Raw genomic sequence first — 14636 nt, forward strand, 5'->3', positions numbered from 1 at the left:
CGTTACGCTAAGCGTGCTTAAAAGAAAACCAAGCAAGCGCTCGGTTCAGACCATAGCATCGCGGTTTTTGGATCGACAGTTGGTACTTACCCGATAACGGAGACTCGCCATGACCCAAGAACACCCCGCCTTCCAGACGCTGTTTCTGGAAACCGACGGCGCGATCGCGACCGTGACGCTGAACCGCCCCGACGCGCTGAACGCCATCGACGTGGCGATGGCGCAGGACTTGCAACGGGCCGCGCAATGGCTGGAAGCGCGCGATGAAATCCGCGTCGTGCTGCTGCGCGCGACGGGCAAGACTTTCTGCGCGGGCGGCGACATCAGTATGTTCACGGGCGAACCCGCGTTGGTGCGCGCCACGCTGCTGGACCTGTTCACGCCATTGAACGACTTCATTGCGCGCATCGCCCGCATGGACAAGATCTGGATTGCCCAGGTCCACGGCATTGCCGCGGGTGCGGGCCTGTCGCTGGTCTTGGCCTGCGACCTGGCCATCGCCGACGCCGACGCCCGCTTCATGACGGCCTACCTCAAGCTTGGAGCGACTCCCGACGCCGGCATGACCCACGGTCTCACGCGGGTGCTGGGCGCCCGTCGCGCGCTGGACTTGCTATTGCGCCATGACCCGTTCCCCGCCAGCGACGCGCTGGCCTGGGGCATCGTCACCCGCACCGCCCCAACCGGAGAACTCGCGCAAGCCGCGCAAACCTACGCGCAAGAGATTGCCCGCCACGCACCGCACGGCATCGCGGGGGCCAAGGACCTGCTGCGCTCGGCCGAACACGCCACGCTGGAAACCCAACTGGCCGAGGAAACCGCGCGCTTTCTGGACAGCGCCTCGCGCACGGACTTCGCGGAAGGCGTACGGGCATTCCGCGAGAAGCGGACGCCGCAGTTCAAGGGCGAATAGGCCCGGAGGTACGTCTGGCGGCGGCTCCACCCCGCCTCACCGCAGCCCGCTCCAGTCGGGCGCGCGCTTTTGCACGAAGGCGCTCAGGCCCTCGCGCGCCTCGGACGTAGCGGCTGAGTTGCAGAACACCTCTACCGCCGTTGCAACCCTGCGCCGGTACTCGTTGTCATTGCTGTAGACGAAAGCGCGCCGCCCCAAGGCCAGGACTTGCGGCGGCTTGTCCGCCAGCGAGCGCGCCAGCAGGCGGGCCTGCTCCAGCAATTCCGCCGTGGGCGCAACGCGCGCCACCAGCCCCAGCCCGTGCGCCTCCTGCGCATCGAAGATGCGCCCGGTGAACAGCAGGTCGAACGCCCGGTGCTTGCCCACGACGCCCGGCAAATGCACGTAATGTATCGCCGGCAAGACGCCGACATCGATTTCCGGATAGCCGAAAGTGGCGGTGTCCGCGGCCACCACCAGGTCGCTGGAAATGGCCACCGTCATGCCGCCGCCGCGCACTGCGCCCGACACCACCGAGATTGAAGGCTTCGTCAGGTTGAACTGCGTGTCGTAGAGCTTGATATACAGCTTGGACAACAGCGCGTGGATCCGCGCCGGCGAGCTGTCCAGCAACTTCTTCATGTCCAGCCCGGCGCAGAAGCGCCCAGGCAAATCGCTGGCCAACAGCACGGCGCGCACCGCGGGATCGGCATTGGCCCGTTCCAGCGCGGCGATCAGCGCGTCCAGCATGTCCTCGTCCAGAGCATTGACGGGCGCATGGCACATATGGATTTCCGCAATACGATCGCGGACTTCATAGCGCAGGAATGTCATCTGTCTTCTCGCATTCAGGAATGGGTTTGCACGCTGCCCGACGCCAGCAGCGCTTCGATTTCAGCTTGCGCGTAGCCCAGCTCGGCCAGGACTTCGCGAGTGTGCTCACCCAGCACCGGCGCCGGCAGCGCAGCCTGGCGAGGCTGGCGGCCGAACCGTATCGGCAGGCCGACGTTGCGGACCTCGCCCAGCACCTTGTGCTCACTCTTGACGATCAGTTCGCGCGCAGCGACCTGCGGATGCGCCAGCGCCTCGTCCAGCGTGTGGATGGCGGAACAAGCGATGCCCGCGGGCTTGAGCGCATCCAGCCATTGCGCCACGCTGCGCGTCTGCATGCGCGCCTGGACCAGCGCGACCGTCTCGGCGAAATGGCGGACCCGGTCGGCGTTGGTCGCGAATTGGGGCGCATCGACATGGTCCTGCAGTCCCGCGACCGCGCAGAAACGCTGCCATTGCGCATCGTTCCCCACGCCCAGCATGATGTCGCCATCGGCCGCGCGAAATGCCTGATAAGGACACATGGCCGGATGGCCCGTGCCCATGCGGCGCGGAATCTGGCCGGTGCGCCAGTAGTTCTGCGCCATGTACGACATCAGGCCGAGCGAGGTGTCCAATAGGGAAACGTCCAGATACTGGCCCTTGCCGGTCTGGCTGCGCTCCAGCAGCGCGGCCAGAATCCCGCTCAGCGCGAACGAGCCCGTGCCCAGGTCCACAGGCGAGAAGCTGGCGCGCGCGAAATTTCCGTCCGGCTCGCCCATGGTGCTGATCATGCCGCTGAAGGCCTGCAGCATGACGTCGTAGCCCGGCTCCTCGCCCATCGGGCCCTCGCGACCATAGCCCGATATCTCGCAGTACACCAAACGGGGATTGAGCCCGCTGAGCGTCTCGTAATCCACGCCCAGGCGCGCGGCGGTCTTGCCGCCAAAACCCTGCAACACCACATCCGACTGTTGCGCGAGGCGGTGCACCACGGCGCGCCCTGCCGGCGTCTTGAGATCCACAGCCAGGCTGCGCTTGTTGTGGTTCACCGCCAGGAAAGTCGCGGATTGGCCGGCATCCTGCGGCAGCCAGGCGCGCGTATCGTCGCCCTTGCCCACGGGTTCGACCTTGATCACCCGCGCGCCCAACTCGCCCAGATACTGGCCGCATAGCGGCCCGGCCAGCACCTTGCTCAGGTCCAGGACGGTGATGTTCTTCAACGGCGTCATGCGTGCTTCAGTCGACATGATTACTGCTCGCCCTTCAGGCCGATGGTTTGCGCGGCCTGGGTCCATTGCGCGGTTTCACGCTTGAAGAACGCATCCAGTTCGGCGGGGGCGACCTGGAAAGCCTCTGCGCCGCGCTCCTGCATCGCCTTGCGGTAGGCATCGCTCGCGACCACCCGGGCCACGGCCTCGCGCAGCTTCCGCACCACGTCCGGCGGAGTGCCCGCGGGAGTCTGCAGGGAGAACCAGAACTTGAGATCCAGGCTGGGATAGCCCGCTTCCTTCAGCGTGGGCACGTCCGGCAGCAAGGGCGAACGCTCGGCGGCGGTAATCGCCAGGGCCCTCAGCCTGCCGCCGTGCACCTGGCCGAGGCTGGTCGACATGCTGTCGAACAGGAAATCGACCTGTCCGCCGATAACGTCGGTCACGGCGTTCGCGCTGCCCTTGTAAGCCACGCCCACGGCCTGAAAGCCCGCAAGCTGCTGCAACGACGCGCCATAGACATGCGGCGAACTGCCCGGACCGAAGGTGGCATAGCTGAGCCCGTTCTTCATGTCGCGGCCGCGCTGGACCAGCTCGGCCAGGGTCTTGACCGGCGTGCGCTCGGGATTGACCACCAGCAGATTGGGCATGGCGCCCGTCGTGCCGACCGGCACATAGTCCTGCAGCGGCGCCATCTTCGCGCTCGGGTACATCAGCGGATTGATGGCCTGCATGGCCACCGTGTTGTGCATCAGCGTGTAGCCATCCGCGGGACCGTTCAGCACGCTTTGGTAGCCGACATTGCCGCTGGCGCCCGGTTTGTTCTGCACGATGACCTGCTGTCCCAATTCGCGCGCCAGAGGCTCGGCCACCAGACGCGCGATGAAATCAGTCGGACCGCCGGCCGAAAACGGCACGACCAACGTAATGGGCTTGGCAGGCCAGGTATCGGCCCACGCCGGGCCGGACAGCGCCGCCGCAGTCGCACAAGCGGCAAGAATTCTTTGGAACGCCATGATGTCTCCGTTGTGTTCTTAGAGGGATGGCGTCCATTATGCGAAGCGTCTTGATATATTAGAAATACCGTTTAAATATGCAGGCCATAATAAATTTGTGATGGCCTGCCTGCACGAGGTTTACGCATGTCGATGTCAATCCGCGCGATGCAATGCTTTGTCGCCGTGGTCTCCACCGGATCGATCAGCCGCGCCGCGGCCGCGCTGCACGTCGCGCAGCCCGCGCTAAGCCTGCTGATACGCAATCTGGAAGAGGATCTGGGCGTGGTGCTGTTGCATCGCAGCGCTCGCGGGGTCACGCCAACGGCCGCGGGATCGCGCATGCTGGCGCACGCACGCGAGATTCTCGGCCGCATCGACGCGGCGCGCGCCGACGTGCGCGAAGACATCAGCGCACCGCGCGGGACCGTCTCGCTGGCCATGTCCATGTCCATGGCCAAGCTGCTCACTGTGCCGCTCCTGCGCTTTTCCCTGGAACACTGGCCCGGCGTCTACCTGAAGATCATCGAATCCAGCACCGGGTACATCCCGGGCTTCGTCAGTTCCGGCCATGCCGACCTGGGACTGACGTTCAGCGACGACGCCTCGGTCGACCTGCGCTTCCAGCACCTGATAGATGAAGAACTGGTCGTGGTTTCGCCGCCGCCGGCCAAGTCGCGCAAAAAGCCGGCCCCAGCCGCGCTACATGCGCTGCCGGCCATGGATCTGCACGCGCTCGCCGAATTGCCGCTGGTATTGCCCGGCAGCCAGCACAGCCTGCGCCGCCTGCTGGACCACTATCAGCAACAGGAGCGCGCCGAATTCCGCGTCATTGCCGAGGCCAACGCCATTCCGCAACTGATCGAACTGGCGCAGGCTGGCATCGCGCACACCATCCTGTCTTACGCGGCGGTGCACCAGGAAGCCGCGCGCGGCGAGGTCCTCCTGCATCGCATCGTCAAGCCGCGCCTGGCGCGGCCTGTGTTCCTGTGCAGGTCCGATGTCCTGCCATTGTCCATGGCCGCGTCCGCCGTTGCCGACCGGGTCAGCCGCATCATTACGGACTCCCGGCCTGGCGACCCGCCCACCCGGGCCAGGCTTAGATGACGCGCTTTTCCACCGCCTGCGCCCAGCGCCGCGCCACTACCGGCGAAGTCGCGCAGGTCGCGGACTCGGTCACCACCCGCACCGCGCGTTCCAGCAGCTGGATGTCGGCCTCGTGCTGGCGCGCCACATGCGGATCCTCGAAGAAGATCACACGCTGGCATTGGTGTTCCAGCACCAGCTCCGCGATCTGGGCGTCGCCGCCCAGCGGCCCGCTCAGGTAGCGGTGCACCCAGGGCGTATCCTTGGGCCAGCCGCGCGACCAGGCCAGCTCGTTCAAGCGGCCGCCGGTGGTGCCCGTGGCGACGCGCCGCGCAAACTGCGACAGCACGTCGAAATGCTCGCTGGCGAATGCCACCATCTCGTCCTTGAGCGCATCGTGGGCAATCAGCGCCACCGTCTGGCCAGTGAAGTTGAAATGGCGCGAAGCCGAGACGTCCGGCGCCAAGCCGGCGTGGACGCGTTCGACTTCCATCCATTCGATGGCGCCGGCAAGCGTCGAGATGAACGGGCGGCCGTGCGTGATGCACTGGCGCTTGAGCGCCAGCGCCTCCGGGAAAATCGACGACGGGTCGACGGGATCGATCAGATAGATCGCGCCGTCGAACGGCGCCTGCCCGTCACGCCCTTCCGTCACCCGGGCCACCAGCTTCATCAGGCCGCCCTCGCGGCCGTACGGATAGCGGATCAACCCGCCGTAGCCCTGCAGCATGCCCTCGCGCACGATCGCGTCGTGCGTGCGGCCGACGGTGTGCAACTGCACGCCCAGCTCGCGTATCGTGCCCGAACAGGCGCGCAGCCAGGTAAACAGCGCGGCATCGGGAGTTTCGTGGTGCAGCCGGTTGGCGGCCAGGCCAAAGCGCAATTGGGCAGCGGGCATCGGTGGACTCAGGCAAGTAGGGACAACAAGAAGATCCTTGATGATACCGTGGCGGGCATGGCCGCGGCAGCTTTGGCCCCGATCCGCCGCGCTCAAAAACAAAAACGCTCCCCGCAGGGAGCGTTTCTGGTTTGGCGATCAGTCCGCCTCGTCGATCCAGGCCATCTGGATGGCCTCCAGGATCTTCTCGCCGCAATGCGCGGGGTCGTCGTTGAAGCCCGGCAAGGCCAGGACCCATTCGCGCAGCTGCACGAAGCGCAGCGTCTTGGGGTCCGCGTCAGGATGCGCGTCGAGCAGAGCCTCGGCGATCTGGTAGGTGTCGGTCCACTTCATCAATGGCCCTCTTTGGCGTGGTTGATGGTGTATTTGGGGATCTCGACCGTCAGGTCGGCGTCCGTCACCAGCGCCTGGCAGGACAGGCGCGAGGTCGGGGTCAAGCCCCAGGCCTTATCCAGCAGATCCTCTTCGTCATCGGTCGCGTCTTCCAGCGAAGAATAGCCCTGCTTGACCACCACGTGACAGGTCGTGCAGGCGCACGACAGTTCGCATGCGTGTTCGATGTCGATGTGGTTATCCAGCAGCACGCGGCAGATCGACACGCCCTTGGGCGCGTCTTCGATCACGGCGCCTTCCGGGCAGTAGTCGGGATGAGGCAATACAGTCAGTTTCGGCATAGCGTGTTATCAGGCAATCTCATCAAGTTTGCGGCCCGCCAGCGCGGCGCGGATGCTGCGATCCATGCGGCGCGCAGCGAAATCATCGGTCGCGGCCGACAGGGCCTGGACCGCGTCCTTCACTGTGTCCACGTCCTGCGCATCCTGGGCGGCGATGGCAGCCTGCAGGCATTCGTCCACGCGCTTGCGTTCTTCGGCGTCCAGCAGATCGCCATCGACGGCCAGCGCGGCCTGCACCGACTCGACCAACTGGCGCGCGTCCACCTGTTGCTCGCGCAACATGCGGGCGCGTGCATCGGTGTCGGCTTGCGCCACGCTGTCTGCCAGCATCTGCGCGATCTCGTCGTCGGTCAGGCCATAGGACGGCTTGACCGACACCATGGCCTCGACGCCCTTGCTCTGCTCGCGCGCGGTCACGCTCAGCAGGCCGTCGGCGTCCACCTGGAAGGTCACGCGGATGCGTGCTGCGCCGGCCACCATGGGCGGAATGCCGCGCAGCTCAAAGCGCGCCAGCGAGCGCGAATCGGAGACCAGGTCGCGTTCGCCTTGCACCACGTGGATGCTCATGGCCGTCTGGCCATCCTTGAAGGTCGTGAATTCCTGGGCGCGCGCCACGGGAATCGTGCTGTTGCGCGGGATGATGCGCTCCACCAGGCCGCCCATGGTTTCCAGCCCCAGCGACAGCGGGATCACATCCAGCAACAGCCAGTCTTCGCCGGGAGCGCGGTTGCCCGCCAGCAGATTGGCCTGCAAGGCGGCGCCCAGCGCCACCACCTGGTCCGGATCGAGGTCGGTCAGCGGTTGCGTGCCGAACAGCTTGCCCACGGCAGCGCGCACGACCGGCATGCGCGTGGCGCCGCCGACCATCACCACGCCGCGCACATCGGCTGGCGTCAGCGAGGCGTCGCGCAAGGCGCGGCGCGCGCAGTCCAGCGTGCGCACGATCAGGGGCTGCGCCAGTTCTTCAAATGCCGCCCGCGTCAGGTTCGTGTCCACGGTCCGGCCATCGGACAATTCCAGCTTCAGGCTGGCCGCATCGGCGTCCGACAAGGCTTCGCGCGCAGCGCGCGCCGCCATCAGCAGGCGGCGGCGGTCCGCCGGCGAAAACTCGCCAGCAGCGAGTCCGGCCACCACGTGATCGACGATCAAGGCATCGAAGTCGTCGCCGCCCAAGGCGGTATCGCCGCCCGTGGCGATGACTTCGAACACGCCCTGGGTCAGGCGCAAGATGGAAACGTCGAACGTTCCGCCGCCCAGGTCGTACACCGCATACACGCCTTCGGCGGCATTATCCAGGCCGTAGGCAATGGCCGCCGCCGTGGGTTCGTTCAGCAGGCGCAGCACGTTCAGGCCGGCCAGACGCGCGGCGTCTCGCGTCGCCTGGCGCTGGGCGTCATCGAAGTAAGCAGGCACCGTGATGACCGCGCCGACCAGGTCATCGCCCAGCACGTCCTCGGCGCGCTGGCGCAGGACGGCCAGGATCTGCGCCGACACTTCAACCGGGCTCAGGTCGCCCTGGACGGTGCGGATGCGCACCATGCCAGGCGCGTCCACGAATTCGTACGGTGCGCGGCTGGCGCGCGCCTCTTCCAGCGAACGGCCCATGAAACGCTTGACCGACACAACGGTATTCAGAGGATCTTCGGCCTGCTGCGCGAGCGGTTCCCGCCCCGTGGTGACCTTGCCGCCGGCGAAATAGCGCACGGCGGAAGGCAGCAAGGCGTGGCCTTGCTCGTCCCTCAGCACTTCGGCGACGCTGCTGCGCACGGCCGCGACCAGGGAATTGGTGGTGCCCAGGTCGATCCCGACCGCCAGCTTGCGCTGGTGAGGCGCGGGCGATTCGCCAGGCTCTGATATCTGCAATAAGGCCATGATTCTGTTTTTTTGGTCAGTAGGCGGCGCTGTGCCGGCGCCCGTCTCGCGGACGCCCCGGCGCGGCCTGGGCTATGCGGCGGGCTGGGCGTGCGCCAGTTCTTCCGCCAACTTCTCCACGAACATCCACTCCCGCACCTTGAGCCCCGCCGCGGCGTAGTCGCGGTCCTGGTCCAGCAGACGGGCCAGCGTGGCGCGCATGGCAGCGCGCGCCTGCTGCAATTCCGCCTGCAAGGCCGCCAGGGCGTCGGCGTCGTCGCGCGCGTCGTCCAGCATCTCGCGCCACGTCATCTGCTGCATCAGGAACTCGGGGTCCATGGCCGTGTTGCTCTCGGTCTGCAGATCCACGCCGGCCTGCTCGCAAAGGTAGCGCGCCCGCAGCAAGGGATCGCGCAACAGGCGGTAGGCCTCGTTGGCGCGAGCCGCCCACTGCATGGCCACGCGGCGTTCCGCGGGGCTGGCAGTGGCGTAGCGGTCGGGATGCACCTGCGCCGCGACGGTGCGCCACGCGGACTCAAGCGCCTGGGCGTCCAGATCGAAACGCGCCGGCAAGCCGAACAGGCCGAAGTGATCGTCTCCAGCCAAGACTTACACCGTGAACGACTCGCCGCAGCCGCAGGTCGCCTTTTCGTTGGGGTTGCGGAACTTGAAGCCTTCGTTCAGGCCTTCGCGGGCGTAGTCGAGTTCGGTGCCGTCCAGGTAGGCCAGGCTTTTCGGGTCAATGAAGACCTTCACGCCGAAGCTTTCGAACACCACGTCTTCCGCTGCCGCGTCGTCCACGTATTCGAGCTTGTAGGCCATGCCGGAGCAGCCCGTCGTCCTAACGCCGAGCCGCAAGCCGATACCCTTTCCGCGCTTCTGCAAGTAGCGGCCGATATGGGTGGCAGCCTGTTGGGTCAGGGTAACGGACATGTTCAGCCCGCCACAGCAGCTTCAGCCGGGGCCGAATGCTTTTCTTTGTAGTTCTGCACCGCGGCCTTGATCGCGTCTTCGGCCAGGATGGAACAGTGCACCTTCACGGGCGGCAGGGCCAGTTCTTCGGCGATCTGCGTGTTGCGGATGTTCATCGCCTCGTCCAGCGTCTTGCCCTTGACCCATTCGGTCACGAGCGAGCTGGAAGCGATGGCCGAACCGCAGCCGTAGGTCTTGAAGCGCGCGTCTTCGATCACGCCGGCTTCGTTCACCTTGATCTGCAGCTTCATCACGTCGCCACAGGCGGGTGCGCCGACCATGCCGGTGCCGACCGACTCGTCCGACTTGTCGAACGAACCGACGTTGCGCGGGTTTTCGTAGTGATCCAGGACTTTGGTGCTGTAAGACATGTTAATTCTCCACGAATTTCAAGGCGCGGGCGCTTAGTGCGCAGCCCACTGCACGGTGTTCAGGTCGATGCCTTCCTTGGCCATTTCCCACAGCGGCGACATATCGCGCAGCTTGCCAACGCGGCTCTTGAGCAACTCGATGGCGTAGTCCACTTCCTTCTCGGTCGTGAAACGGCCCAGCGTGAAGCGGATCGAGCTGTGCGCCAGTTCGTCGTTGCGGCCTAGGGCGCGCAACACGTAGGACGGTTCCAGGCTGGCCGAGGTGCAGGCCGAGCCGCTGGAGACGGCAAGTTCCTTGATCGCCATGATCAGGGACTCGCCTTCGACATAATTGAAGCTGACATTCAGGTTGTGCGGAACGCGTTGGTCCATGTCGCCGTTGAGGTAGACCTCTTCGATCTGCGACAGGCCCGCCCACAGGCGGTCGCGCAGCATGCGGATGCGCTCGTTCTCGGTGCCCATTTCTTCGCGGGCCAGGCGGAAAGCTTCGCCCATGCCGACGATCTGGTGCGTGGCCAGCGTGCCCGAGCGGAAACCGCGCTCATGGCCGCCGCCGTGCATCTGCGCTTCGATGCGGATGCGCGGCTTGCGGCGCACGTACAGCGCGCCGATGCCCTTGGGGCCATAAGTCTTGTGAGCCGAGAACGACATCAGGTCGACCTTGAGCTTTTGCAGGTCGATTTCCACCTTGCCGGTTGCCTGGGCGGCGTCCACGTGGAAGATGATGCCCTTTTCGCGGCAGATCTCGCCCAGCGTTGCCACGTCCTGGATCACGCCGATTTCGTTGTTCACCATCATCACGGACACCAGCACGGTATCGGGGCGCAGCGCGGCCTTGAAGGTGTCCAGGTCGATCAGGCCGTTGTCCTTGACGTCCAGGTAGGTCACTTCGAAGCCCTGGCGCTCGAGTTCGCGACAGGTGTCCAGCACGGCTTTGTGCTCGGTCTTGACGGTGACGATGTGCTTGCCGCGTTCCTGGTAGAAGTTGGCAGCGCCCTTGATCGCCAGGTTGTTGGATTCGGTGGCGCCGGAGGTCCAGACGATTTCGCGCGGATCGGCGTTCACCAGCTTGGCGACTTCTTCGCGGGCGCGTTCAACGGCTTCCTCGGATTCCCAGCCAAACGCATGGCTGCGGGATGCCGGGTTGCCGAAGTTGTCGTACAGCCAGGGCACCATCTTGTCCACGACGCGGGGGTCGACGGGCGTCGTGGCGGAATAATCCAGATAGATCGGGCGGGTGGTCATTTCTACAACTCCTGATACTGCTTATACGGTGGCGTTGGCGGCGACGGTCGCGGCCGGGGCGTTGGCGGCGTTGTTGGCGCCCCCCACCCGGTTCACGCGCACCGCGCAAGCCTGCGCTTGATTGTTGGCTTCCTGCAATTGGCGCACGCGCTGCTGATCGACGAGATCCTGCAGGGACACCGAATCCAGGTAATCCACCATCTTGCGATTCAACGTAGCCCAGAGTTCGTGCGTCATGCACTTGCCCGGCTTGCCGTCGTTGCCGCTCGTACAGTCCCGCTTGCCGCCGCAGCTGGTGGCGTCCAGGGGTTCATCGACGGCGAAGATGATGTCGGCAACGGTAACGTTGCGGGCGAGGCGCGCGAGCGAGTAGCCGCCCCCGGGGCCGCGCACGCTGTCCACGAGTTCGTGGCGACGCAGTTTCCCGAACAGCTGTTCCAGATAGGACAGCGAAATGTTCTGACGCTGGCTGATGGCCGCAAGAGTGACCGGACCGCTATGCTGCCGCATAGCCAGATCGATCATGGCAGTCACGGCGAAACGCCCCTTGGTAGTTAGCCGCATGGTAGGTTCCCAGTGATTCGGCAATGGCCGCAGGCGAATCCAGCGGTCAATACCCGAGTAATTGCCTCAAGTATAGCCTATTCCCGACTAATTTGGTATGGCTCCCGGCTAGAAAAAACCGCGCATTCGCGCGGTCTTTTACTGCCAAGCACCTCCGAGAACCGCCCGGCGGGCAGCCCTGCGGCAAAAGCGGATCAAGCCGCCTGGTACTGGGTAGCGCGCTTGCGCACCAGCTCGAGGACGCCCTGACAGGCGTCTTCCAGGTAGTCCAGGACCTTGCCGAAGCCATCGGCGCCGCCATAGTACGGATCGGGCACGGTGGCCTCTTCGAACTCATTGGCAAAGCGCATCAGCAGCATCAGCTTGTGCTGGTAGGCCTTGGGGCACTGCTGCTGCATGGCGGACAGATTGTCCCAGTCCATGGCGAGGATCAGGTCGAAATCGCGGAAATCTTCCGCGGTGACCTGACGCGCTTCGCAGTGCGTGATCTCGTAGCCGCGCTTGCGCGCTGCGGCCTGCGCCCGGGCATCAGGCGCCTCGCCGATGTGAAACGCGTGCGTGCCCGCGGAGTCGATGCGAACCACATCGCCCAAACCCGCGTCGTTCACCAAATGGCGAAACACGCCCTCTGCGCTCGGCGAGCGACAGATATTGCCCATGCAAACGAAAAGTACCTTGGTCATCATGGAAGTAAGTGTGCGGGAAAACCCGAGATAAGGCAAGCTTTTTTTGCGTCTGCGGGATTCTGATCGGGCGAATATGACCCCAATATTTATTCAATGAAATCAATTACTTAGGAAGAAATCCGGATCCAGCCTGTGAACACTGAATCCGGATATTCGGACGAATCGTGGCAGCCTGATTGCAACGCAGCAGATTTCCGGCATATTCAGCTACCTGTCAGCATATAGAAACATTCAGACATGATTTCGCCGCTACACCGCCCCATCCAGCAGCACGCGCTGCTTCAGCGCGGTCAGCGCATCGCGCGCCGCGGCAGCCTGTTCGAACTCCAGGTTTCGGGCATGATCCATCATCAGCTTTTCCAGGCGCTTGATCTCGCGAGCCAGGGCCTTTTCGTCCTTCAGGAACTCGGCCGGAACCGCGGCCTCGAGCGCATCGTGCTGGGTTGGAGCGACAACGCCATCGATCAGTTCCCGCACGGCCTTTTGCACGCCCCGGGCGGTAATGCCATGGTCGGCATTGAATTTCAGCTGCTTGGCACGCCGCCTCTCGGTTTCCTCCATGGCGCGTTGCATTGAATCGGTGATGCGGTCCGCATAGAGGATGGCGTGGCCATTGAGGTTGCGCGCCGCGCGCCCGATGGTCTGGATCAGGCTGCGCTCCGAACGCAGGAAGCCTTCCTTGTCGGCGTCCAGGATCGCCACCAGCGACACTTCGGGAATATCCAGCCCTTCGCGCAGCAGGTTGATCCCCACCAACACGTCAAAGGTGCCCAGACGCAGGTCGCGGATGATTTCGACACGTTCGACAGTGTCGATATCCGAATGCAGGTAGCGCACGCGCACGCCATGCTCGCTGAGGAAGTCGGTGAGATCCTCCGCCATGCGCTTGGTCAGGGTGGTGACCAGCACGCGCTCCGCTTGCGCCACGCGCGCCTTGATCTGCCCGAGCAGATCGTCGACCTGGGTACGGGCGGGCAAGACCTGGACCAGCGGGTCCACCAGGCCCGTAGGCCGGACCACCTGCTCCACCACATTGTCGGTGTGCTCTTTCTCGTAGGCGGCCGGCGTGGCCGACACGAACACGCACTGGCGCATCCGGGCCTCGAATTCCTCGAGCTTCAGCGGCCGGTTGTCCAGCGCCGACGGCAGGCGGAAACCGTACTGCACCAGCGTTTCCTTGCGCGCCCGGTCGCCCCGGTACATGCCTCCCAACTGGCCGATGGTGACGTGGCTTTCGTCGATGAACATGAGCGCATCGGACGGCAGGTAGTCGATGAGGGTGGGCGGCGGTTCGCCCGGCGCCGCGCCCGACAGGTGGCGGGAATAGTTTTCGATGCCTTTGCAGAAGCCCAGCTCCTGCAGCATTTCCAGGTCGAAACGGGTGCGCTGCTCCAGCCGCTGGGCTTCGACCAGATGACCGTCGTCGACGAAGCGCTTGACCCGTTCGCGCAGCTCTTCCTTGATGGTCTCGATGGCGCGCAGCACGGTGTCGCGCGGCGTGACGTAGTGCGAACCGGGGTAGACAGTGAAACGCGGCAGCTTCTGGCGGATGCGGCCGGTCAGCGGATCGAACAGCTCCAGGCTTTCGATCTCGTCGTCGAACAGCGTCAGGCGCAGCGCCAGTTCCGGGCTTTCCGCCGGAAAGATGTCGATGGTCTCGCCACGCACCCGGAAGACGCCGCGGGTGAACTCGGCGTCATTGCGGGTGTACTGCATGGCGACCAGGCGGGCCAGGATCTCGCGGCGCGAGATCTGGTCGCCGGCGCGCAGGATCAGCACCATGGCGTGGTAGTCGCCGGGGTTGCCGATACCGTAGATGCAGGACACGGTGCCCACGATGATGGTGTCGCGGCGTTCCAGCAGGCTCTTGGTCGCCGACAACCGCATCTGTTCGATGTGCTCATTGATGGACGAATCCTTTTCAATGAACAGGTCGCGCGTGGGGACGTACGCCTCGGGCTGGTAGTAGTCGTAGTACGAAACGAAGTACTCGACGGCGTTCTTCGGGAAGAACTCCCGCATTTCGGCGTACAGCTGGGCGGCCAGGGTCTTATTGGGGGCCAGTACCAGCGCCGGGCGCCCCATGCGGGCGATGACGTTGGCCATGGTGTAGGTCTTGCCGGAGCCCGTCACGCCCAACAGCGTCTGGAACATCAGGCCGTCTTCGACCCCTTGGGTCAACCCCTCGATGGCGGTGGGCTGATCGCCCGCCGGCGGATAGGGTTGGTACAGATGGAACGGGCTGCCCGGGAAATCGATGAATCCAGGGCCTGGCGCGGACGGATCCGCCACGGCCGATGCCGCCGCGGGATCGGCCGCCAGGTTCGCTGCGGCCCCCGCCGTAATCGGGTCTATTGCGCTCTTAGGCATGCTAGACTCTT

At 64.9% G+C, this 14636-nt stretch carries 16 protein-coding genes; 2 read left to right on the forward strand and 14 right to left on the reverse strand.

Going from position 1 to position 14636, the window contains the following annotated elements; genetic code table 11:
- Positions 1-109: 109 nt before the first annotated feature.
- Positions 110-913, forward strand: coding sequence for an enoyl-CoA hydratase/isomerase family protein (locus HV766_RS14680; RefSeq protein WP_175181411.1), 804 nt, complete (start codon positions 110-112; stop codon positions 911-913).
- 36 nt (positions 914-949) lie between these two features.
- Here HV766_RS14680 and HV766_RS14685 read toward each other — a convergent pair whose 3' ends face one another.
- Genes HV766_RS14685 through HV766_RS14695 form a run of 3 tightly spaced genes read right to left on the reverse strand, consistent with a single transcriptional unit; the run spans position 950 to position 3929 of the window.
- Positions 950-1726 carry an enoyl-CoA hydratase/isomerase family protein gene (locus tag HV766_RS14685; RefSeq protein ID WP_119449353.1) on the reverse strand — a complete coding sequence of 259 codons (777 nt, stop codon included), beginning with the start codon at positions 1724-1726 and terminating at the stop codon, positions 950-952.
- A 14-nt stretch (positions 1727-1740) separates the two neighbouring features.
- Complete coding sequence (locus tag HV766_RS14690; RefSeq protein ID WP_225590308.1) at positions 1741-2952, reverse strand: CaiB/BaiF CoA transferase family protein; 1212 nt, start codon at positions 2950-2952, stop codon at positions 1741-1743.
- Positions 2953-2954: 2 nt separating this feature from the next.
- The gene (locus HV766_RS14695) at positions 2955-3929 is read right to left on the reverse strand and encodes a Bug family tripartite tricarboxylate transporter substrate binding protein (RefSeq protein ID WP_175181412.1); all 975 of its coding nucleotides are present in this window, start codon (positions 3927-3929) and stop codon (positions 2955-2957) included.
- 126 nt (positions 3930-4055) lie between these two features.
- On the opposite strand from HV766_RS14695, the gene HV766_RS14700 reads away from it, so the two are divergent.
- Positions 4056-5015 carry a LysR family transcriptional regulator gene (locus HV766_RS14700; protein WP_054456121.1) on the forward strand — a complete coding sequence of 320 codons (960 nt, stop codon included), beginning with the start codon at positions 4056-4058 and terminating at the stop codon, positions 5013-5015.
- Here HV766_RS14700 and HV766_RS14705 read toward each other — a convergent pair.
- The 11 genes from HV766_RS14705 to uvrB form a co-directional block, all read right to left on the reverse strand.
- A complete protein-coding gene (locus tag HV766_RS14705) occupies positions 5008-5892 on the reverse strand; it encodes a methylglyoxal synthase (protein ID WP_054456119.1) in 885 nt (294 codons plus the stop codon). The two genes, HV766_RS14700 and HV766_RS14705, sit on opposite strands and share 8 nt — an antisense overlap.
- 138 nt (positions 5893-6030) lie before the next feature.
- Positions 6031-6225, reverse strand: a complete 195-nt coding sequence (gene iscX, locus HV766_RS14710; RefSeq protein ID WP_054456117.1) for a Fe-S cluster assembly protein IscX — start codon at positions 6223-6225, stop codon at positions 6031-6033.
- Positions 6225-6566, reverse strand: a complete 342-nt coding sequence (fdx, locus tag HV766_RS14715) for an ISC system 2Fe-2S type ferredoxin (protein ID WP_013394592.1) — start codon at positions 6564-6566, stop codon at positions 6225-6227. The genes iscX and fdx overlap by 1 nt, the downstream gene beginning before the upstream one ends.
- Before the next feature lie 9 nt (positions 6567-6575).
- On the reverse strand, positions 6576-8438 hold the full coding sequence (hscA, locus tag HV766_RS14720; protein WP_175181413.1) for a Fe-S protein assembly chaperone HscA: 1863 nt from the start codon (positions 8436-8438) through the stop codon (positions 6576-6578).
- Positions 8439-8510: 72 nt separating this feature from the next.
- The gene (gene hscB, locus HV766_RS14725; protein WP_054456112.1) at positions 8511-9023 is read right to left on the reverse strand and encodes a Fe-S protein assembly co-chaperone HscB; all 513 of its coding nucleotides are present in this window, start codon (positions 9021-9023) and stop codon (positions 8511-8513) included.
- Between the two features lie 3 nt (positions 9024-9026).
- Positions 9027-9350: an iron-sulfur cluster assembly protein IscA gene (gene iscA, locus HV766_RS14730; protein WP_042794073.1), complete on the reverse strand. Its 324-nt coding sequence runs from the start codon at positions 9348-9350 to the stop codon at positions 9027-9029.
- Positions 9351-9352: 2 nt separating this feature from the next.
- On the reverse strand, positions 9353-9760 hold the full coding sequence (iscU, locus tag HV766_RS14735) for a Fe-S cluster assembly scaffold IscU (protein ID WP_054456111.1): 408 nt from the start codon (positions 9758-9760) through the stop codon (positions 9353-9355).
- Between the two features lie 33 nt (positions 9761-9793).
- On the reverse strand, positions 9794-11005 hold the full coding sequence (locus HV766_RS14740) for an IscS subfamily cysteine desulfurase (RefSeq protein WP_054456109.1): 1212 nt from the start codon (positions 11003-11005) through the stop codon (positions 9794-9796).
- Between the two features lie 21 nt (positions 11006-11026).
- Complete coding sequence (iscR, locus tag HV766_RS14745) at positions 11027-11569, reverse strand: Fe-S cluster assembly transcriptional regulator IscR (protein WP_054456107.1); 543 nt, start codon at positions 11567-11569, stop codon at positions 11027-11029.
- Between the two features lie 194 nt (positions 11570-11763).
- On the reverse strand, positions 11764-12255 hold the full coding sequence (locus tag HV766_RS14750) for a low molecular weight protein-tyrosine-phosphatase (protein ID WP_006386176.1): 492 nt from the start codon (positions 12253-12255) through the stop codon (positions 11764-11766).
- 249 nt (positions 12256-12504) lie between these two features.
- Entirely contained in the window at positions 12505-14625 is a 2121-nt protein-coding gene (gene uvrB / locus HV766_RS14755) for an excinuclease ABC subunit UvrB (protein ID WP_225588755.1), read from the reverse strand.
- Positions 14626-14636: the final 11 nt, after the last annotated feature.

This window comes from Achromobacter aegrifaciens (assembly GCF_902859735.1).
Taxonomy (GTDB): Bacteria; Pseudomonadota; Gammaproteobacteria; order Burkholderiales; family Burkholderiaceae_B; genus Achromobacter; species Achromobacter aegrifaciens.

Bases quoted from the DNA above. Each gene is read 5' to 3' on its own strand.
- iscR (WP_054456107.1), bottom strand. From the start codon at position 11,569: ATGCGGCTAACTACCAAGGGGCGTTTCGCCGTGACTGCCATGATCGAT.
- HV766_RS14705 (WP_054456119.1), bottom strand. From the start codon at position 5,892: ATGCCCGCTGCCCAATTGCGCTTTGGCCTGGCCGCCAACCGGCTGCAC.
- fdx (WP_013394592.1), bottom strand. From the start codon at position 6,566: ATGCCGAAACTGACTGTATTGCCTCATCCCGACTACTGCCCGGAAGGC.
- HV766_RS14685 (WP_119449353.1), bottom strand. From the start codon at position 1,726: ATGACATTCCTGCGCTATGAAGTCCGCGATCGTATTGCGGAAATCCAT.
- HV766_RS14690 (WP_225590308.1), bottom strand. From the start codon at position 2,952: ATGTCGACTGAAGCACGCATGACGCCGTTGAAGAACATCACCGTCCTG.
- HV766_RS14695 (WP_175181412.1), bottom strand. From the start codon at position 3,929: ATGGCGTTCCAAAGAATTCTTGCCGCTTGTGCGACTGCGGCGGCGCTG.
- iscU (WP_054456111.1), bottom strand. From the start codon at position 9,760: ATGTCTTACAGCACCAAAGTCCTGGATCACTACGAAAACCCGCGCAAC.
- iscX (WP_054456117.1), bottom strand. From the start codon at position 6,225: ATGAAGTGGACCGACACCTACCAGATCGCCGAGGCTCTGCTCGACGCG.
- HV766_RS14680 (WP_175181411.1), top strand. From the start codon at position 110: ATGACCCAAGAACACCCCGCCTTCCAGACGCTGTTTCTGGAAACCGAC.
- HV766_RS14700 (WP_054456121.1), top strand. From the start codon at position 4,056: ATGTCGATGTCAATCCGCGCGATGCAATGCTTTGTCGCCGTGGTCTCC.
- HV766_RS14750 (WP_006386176.1), bottom strand. From the start codon at position 12,255: ATGATGACCAAGGTACTTTTCGTTTGCATGGGCAATATCTGTCGCTCG.
- iscA (WP_042794073.1), bottom strand. From the start codon at position 9,350: ATGTCCGTTACCCTGACCCAACAGGCTGCCACCCATATCGGCCGCTAC.
- hscA (WP_175181413.1), bottom strand. From the start codon at position 8,438: ATGGCCTTATTGCAGATATCAGAGCCTGGCGAATCGCCCGCGCCTCAC.
- HV766_RS14740 (WP_054456109.1), bottom strand. From the start codon at position 11,005: ATGACCACCCGCCCGATCTATCTGGATTATTCCGCCACGACGCCCGTC.
- uvrB (WP_225588755.1), bottom strand. From the start codon at position 14,625: ATGCCTAAGAGCGCAATAGACCCGATTACGGCGGGGGCCGCAGCGAAC.